Source organism: Pseudomonas sp. Sample_9 (genome assembly GCF_004307535.1).
GTDB classification, from domain to species: Bacteria; Pseudomonadota; Gammaproteobacteria; order Pseudomonadales; family Pseudomonadaceae; genus Aquipseudomonas; species Aquipseudomonas mercuritolerans.
The window spans coordinates 10195-14643 of sequence record NZ_RAZO01000081.1 but is presented as its reverse complement, the minus strand read 5'-3'; the positions used below and the strand labels follow the sequence as shown (position 1 = coordinate 14643).

Sequence of the window (4449 nt, the reverse complement as noted above, 5' to 3'; positions counted from 1 at the left end):
TTGGTGTTGGTGATGATGCCGTTCGACAGGTTGCCGTTGGGCACGATGATGGTCTTGTTGTCGCCGGTACGCAGCACGGTGTGGAAAATCTGAATGCTGTCGACGGTACCCGCTACACCTTGGGCTTCGATCCAGTCACCGATGCGGAACGGGCGGAACAGCAGAATCAGCACGCCGCCCGCGAAGTTCGCCAGGCTGCCCTGCAAGGCCAAGCCAATCGCCAGACCCGCAGCACCGATAGCCGCAACGAACGAGGTGGTTTCGACGCCGATCATCGACGCGACGCTGACAATCAGCAGCACCTTGAGAATGATGTTGGCCAGGCTGCTGATAAAGCCTTGCAGCGCGAGGTCGGCATTGCGCAGAGCCAGCAGACCGCCGAGTTTTTGCGTGACCTTGTTGATCAGCCACCAGCCGATCGCCAGGGTAATCACTGCCAGCAGTACACGGCTGCCGTATTCCATGATCATCGGGATCCACGCCTGGGACGCCTTGACCAGGTGGTCCACTTCAGCATTCAAATCCATGTTCTATCTCCTGATTTCCGGCTTCCCGGGGTGTACACAAAAAATGTGGGAGCGAGCTTGCTCGCGAAAGCGGTTTGTCAGTCAACTCATCGCTGAATGAAACACCGCATTCGCGAGCAGGCTCGCTCCCACATAGCCTTCAGACCAAGCTTAGTCGCGGAAGTTGTTGAACTGCAGCGGCATGCCGAATTCCTTGGCACGCAGGGCCGCGATCGCTTCCTGCAAGTCGTCGCGCTTCTTGCCGGTGACACGCACCTGCTCGCCCTGAATGGCGGCCTGGACCTTGAGCTTGGCTTCCTTGATGTGGCCGACGATCTTCTTCGCCAGCTCTTTGTCGATGCCTTCCTTGAGGATGGCGTCCTGCTTCATCAGTTTGCCCGAAGCGTAGGCGTCCTTGACCTCAAGGCACTGCACGTCGATCTTGCGCTTGGTCAGCGCCAGCTTGAGGATTTCGATCATCGCTTCGAGCTGGAAAGCGGCTTCGGCGGTGAGGCTGACGGTCAGGTCTTTTTCCTTGAACTCGAAGCTGCCTTTGCCTTTCAGGTCATAACGACGATCGAGCTCCTTGACGGCGTTCTCGACCGCGTTGGTGACTTCGTGTTTGTCCAGTTCGGATACCACGTCGAACGACGGCATGTAATCTCTCCAATAAAAAGGCGCGCTCGATGTGGATGGAGCGCGCTTGGCTTGCGGTTAAAATCGGGCTCATTATAACGGGTCTTTTCCTACCGATACGGCGAGCCGCACATGCCTGCAAGCAATCGAGCAAAAAACTGATGTCGACCACCTGGCACGTACTTGGCGCCGGCAGCCTCGGCACACTCTGGGCGACACGTCTGGCCCGCGCCGGCTTGCCGGTGCGGCTGATCCTGCGCGATGCGGCGCGTTTGCAAAGCTATGCGGCAGTGGGCGGCTTGACCCTGGTAGAAAACGGACAAGCTCATACCTATGCAGTTCCCGGCGAAACCCCGGACAGTCCCGAGCCGATTCGCCGATTGCTGGTCGCGTGCAAGGCCTATGACGCCGAAGAGGCCGTCGCCCGCCTCGCTTCCCGCCTCGCGCCGGACGCCGAACTGATCCTCCTGCAGAACGGCCTCGGCAGTCAGGACGCCGTCGCCGCGCGGGTGCCACAGGCGCGCTGCATCAGCGCCTCCAGCACCGAGGGCGCGTTCCGCGATGGCGATTGGCGCGTGGTGTTTGCCGGTCACGGCTTCAACTGGCTGGGCGATGGCGCGAATCCGCTGGCGCCGGTCTGGCTGGACGATCTGCAAGCGGCGAACATACCTCATGAATGGAGCGCTGACATCCTCACTCGCCTGTGGCGCAAACTGGCGCTGAACTGCGCGATCAACCCACTGACCGTGCTGCACGATTGCCGCAACGGCGGGCTGAGCGAGCATCACTGCGAAGTCGCCACACTCTGCGCCGAATTGACCGAACTGCTCGAACGCTGCGGCCAACCCGCTGCGGCGGACAATCTGCAAGCGGAAGTCGAACGAGTGATCCACGCCACCGCCGCCAATTACTCTTCGATGTATCAGGACGTCGCCAACCAGCGCCGCACTGAAATCAGCTATCTGTTGGGCCACGCCTGCAAAGTTGCCGAGCGGCATCAGTTGCATCTGCCGCATCTGCACCAGTTGCAGCAACGTCTGGTCGCGCATCTGCGCAAGCGTGGATTGCCCAGTGACTAAGCAGCCGCTAGGCTGACGACTTGTTCCCCTGCTGCGATAAACCTGATGCCATTGCGCCAGCGCCTTGAAAACCTGCCGGTCGGCCAGAAACTGCTGGCCGCCCTGCTGGTGTTGTTGACCACGGTTCTGCTGGTCGCCAACCTGACCTTTATCAGCGCCGCCTATTACATTTCTCAGGAAAGCATGGCGCCACAGGCCTTGCAGACCATCGGCCGGCTGATCGCCAACCCGAGTCTGGTCAGCGATGCGCTGGAGTCGCCGCGCAGCGCCGAGCGCCTGCTCAAGGAACTCGACAGTTATTCACCGCTGCGCGCCGCCGCCCTGTACGACGGCAAGGGCGAACGCCTGGCGCAAGTGCAGCGCGGCGAAAAACTCAGTCTCCCCGAGCGTTACCGCCACGTCGAAGCGTGGCAACTCACCGAGTTTCGCAGCAATCAACTGATCACCCTGCCCCGCCCCGGCGCCGCACCTGGGCATCTGCTGCTGGTGGCCAGCAGCGAACTGCCGATGGCGTTCTACACCGGCACCCTGACCGCCAGCCTCGGCATCCTGATCTTCAGCGTACTGCTGTGGCTGGTGATTGCCCGGCAGATCAAGCGCCTGATCACCCGGCCGATTCATCAGCTGGAGGAATTGTCCCGGCAGGTCACCCGCGAAGAAAACTACGCCCTGCGCGCTGCACGCGGCAACCACGACGAAATCGGCAGTCTGGCCGAGGCGTTCAACACGATGCTTTCGCGCATCGAAGCGCGCGAGCAGCAGCTCAAACGCGCCCGCGACGACTCGCAGGCCGCCTACGATCAGGCGCAAGGGCTGGCCGAGGAAACCCGCCACACCAACCGCAAACTGGAGCTGGAAGTCCAGGTGCGCAGCAAGATCGAGAAGAAACTCACCGGCTTCCAGAATTATCTCAACAGCATCATCGACTCGATGCCGTCGGCGCTGATCGCCCTCGACGAGCAGCTCTACGTCACCCAGTGGAACCAAGAGGCCAGCGCGCTCTCCGGCACGCGCCTGGACGAGGCGCTGAATCAGCCGATCTTCCTCGCCTTCGAACCGCTCAAGCCGTTTTTGCCGCAACTCAAGGCCACCGTCGAACAGCACACCGTGGCTAAAGTCGATCGGGTGACCTGGTTCAAGGACGATGAACCCAAGCATTACGCGCTGACGTTTTATCCGCTGATGGGCGGTGCCGGGCGTGGCGTGGTGATCCGTATCGATGACATCACCCAGCGTCTGTCGCTGGAAGAAATGATGGTGCAGTCGGAGAAGATGCTCTCGGTCGGTGGCCTTGCGGCCGGCATGGCCCATGAAATCAACAACCCGCTTGGCGCGATACTGCACAACGTGCAGAACATTCGTCGGCGTCTGTCGGCGGATCTGCCGAAGAACATCGAAACTGCCGAACAACTGGGCATCGAACTGGACACGGTGAATCGCTACCTGCAAGGCCGCGAAGTGCCGCAACTGCTCGACGGCATTCAGCAGGCCGGCGCCCGCGCGGCGAAAATCGTCACGCACATGCTCAGCTTCAGCCGCCGCAGCACCCGGCAAATGGCGCCGTGCGATCTGCCGGCATTGATTGATCAAGCCGTGGAAATCGCCGGCAACGACTTCGACCTGGCCATCGGCTTCGACTTCAAGGGCCAGGCGATCATTCGTCAGTTCGACCCTGCCCTCGGTCCGGTGCCGGGCACCGCCAACGAGCTGGAACAGGTGTTGCTCAATCTGCTGAAAAACGCCGCGCAGGCCATTCATCAGCGCGAAGACGACAGCGAGCCGGGCCGGATCATTCTGCGCACCCGGCTCAATCCGCCGTGGGCCGAGATTCAGGTCGAGGACAACGGCATCGGCATGAGCGAGAACGTGCGCAAGCGTACCTTCGAGCCGTTCTTCACCACCAAGGAAATCGGCCAAGGCACCGGGCTTGGCCTGTCGGTGTCCTATTTCATCATCACCAACAACCATAAAGGCCAGATGGAAGTGCAGTCGGCGCCCGGCCAGGGCACTTGCTTCACCCTGCGTCTGCCGCTGGCGCAACCTGCGCCGTTGACCACCGAAACCAATTCACTACCGAGGTAACCCATGGGCTTTCGCTTGTCGAAGATCTACACCCGCACCGGCGACAAAGGCGAAACCGGCCTCGGTGACGGCCGCCGCGTTCCCAAGGATCACCCGCGCATCGAGGCGATTGGCGAGGTCGATACGCTGAACAGTCAGGTCGGCGT

Annotated in this window: 5 protein-coding genes; 3 read left to right on the top strand and 2 right to left on the bottom strand. The window is 61.3% G+C overall.

All coding sequences use genetic code 11. From position 1 onward, the window contains the following. Both D6877_RS04715 and D6877_RS04710 read right to left on the bottom strand, forming a co-directional pair. A partial coding sequence (locus D6877_RS04715) for a mechanosensitive ion channel domain-containing protein (RefSeq protein ID WP_130910019.1) occupies positions 1 to 527 on the bottom strand: 527 nt, incomplete at its 3' end. 150 nt (positions 528 to 677) lie between these two features. Then, on the bottom strand, positions 678 to 1163 hold the full coding sequence (locus tag D6877_RS04710) for a YajQ family cyclic di-GMP-binding protein (protein ID WP_130910018.1): 486 nt from the start codon (positions 1161 to 1163) through the stop codon (positions 678 to 680). Between the two features lie 140 nt (positions 1164 to 1303). On the opposite strand from D6877_RS04710, the gene D6877_RS04705 reads away from it, so the two are divergent. The 3 genes from D6877_RS04705 to D6877_RS04695 form a co-directional block, all read left to right on the top strand. Continuing rightward, positions 1304 to 2221 (top strand): putative 2-dehydropantoate 2-reductase, encoded by a 918-nt coding sequence (locus tag D6877_RS04705; protein WP_130910017.1) that lies wholly within the window; start codon positions 1304 to 1306, stop codon positions 2219 to 2221. Positions 2222 to 2266: 45 nt separating this feature from the next. Further along, a complete protein-coding gene (locus D6877_RS04700) occupies positions 2267 to 4303 on the top strand; it encodes a HAMP domain-containing sensor histidine kinase (protein ID WP_130910016.1) in 2037 nt (678 codons plus the stop codon). 3 nt (positions 4304 to 4306) lie between these two features. After that, the coding region (locus D6877_RS04695) for an ATP:cob(I)alamin adenosyltransferase (protein ID WP_130910023.1) at positions 4307 to 4449 on the top strand (143 nt) is incomplete at its 3' end.

Excerpts from the sequence above, each read along its gene's own strand:
- D6877_RS04710 (WP_130910018.1), bottom strand. The coding sequence starts at position 1,163 with ATGCCGTCGTTCGACGTGGTATCCGAACTGGACAAACACGAAGTCACC.
- D6877_RS04705 (WP_130910017.1), top strand. The coding sequence starts at position 1,304 with ATGTCGACCACCTGGCACGTACTTGGCGCCGGCAGCCTCGGCACACTC.
- D6877_RS04700 (WP_130910016.1), top strand. The coding sequence starts at position 2,267 with ATGCCATTGCGCCAGCGCCTTGAAAACCTGCCGGTCGGCCAGAAACTG.